The sequence below is a fragment of the Rhodococcus marinonascens NBRC 14363 genome (genome assembly GCF_001894885.1).
GTDB lineage: Bacteria > Actinomycetota > Actinomycetes > Mycobacteriales > Mycobacteriaceae > Rhodococcus_F > Rhodococcus_F marinonascens.
This window is the reverse complement of the sequence record NZ_BCXB01000150.1, coordinates 1-735: the sequence shown is the minus strand read 5'-3', so window position 1 is coordinate 735 and position 735 is coordinate 1. Positions and strand designations below refer to the sequence as shown.

1 protein-coding gene is annotated in these 735 nt (G+C 64.1%); it reads right to left on the bottom strand.

Annotated features, from left to right (window positions below; all coding sequences use genetic code 11):
* Positions 1 to 260: YncE family protein (locus RM2_RS23285; protein WP_373863379.1), on the bottom strand; the 260-nt coding region annotated here is incomplete at its 3' end.
* Between the last annotated feature and the right edge of the window lie 475 nt (positions 261 to 735).

Sequence of the window (735 nt, the reverse complement as noted above, 5' to 3'; positions counted from 1 at the left end):
TTGGTGCCGGTGTCGATCACCGACACCGAACTGTCGGCATCGTTGGCGACGTAGGCGCGGGAACCGTCCGGGGTGATCGCCACCCCGGACGGGGCCAACCCGACCGGGACGGTGTCGATGACGGTATCGGCGGCCGCGGACGCCGCCCCCATCCCGGCCATACCCAGGACCATCGCAAAAGTGGCGGTCACCCCGAGCGTGAGACGCGCGGCGCGCCCCCCGACCCTGCGGTAACGGTGCACCGTGCTGTGCTGATTCACATTCGTCTCCTACCTCGAGGGGAACAACCTGGATCAACCTTCGTCATGTCGGGAACTGGCCGTCGGAACCGAAACCCAGCCCACCGGAGGCTAACAACCGGATTTCGATTCCGACCCCAAATCCGCCGAACTCCTCACAGGCACAAGGCCGCACAAGGTATCATCGAACACCCGAACGGCCGGGCCGAGGGATCAACGCGGGCGTGAACGAAGGGTTACCCCGGTAGTGCTCTCAGCCGGGCATCTGGTCGTCGTTCGACAAGTTCTCTTCCGCCGCAGGGACTCCCGCCGACGTAGAGACCGCCGTGGCCGCGATCGAGGACGCCGTCACCACACCGCTAGAAACCGCAATACCTTAGTACCTCGACACCTTGGTACTGATGGACGCGAGCTGCACGCATCTCGCAAACGATCGTCATACGGGACAACCGTCTAGATGGGAGTTGAGGGACAGACGCCCGAGATCCGGCGCTAA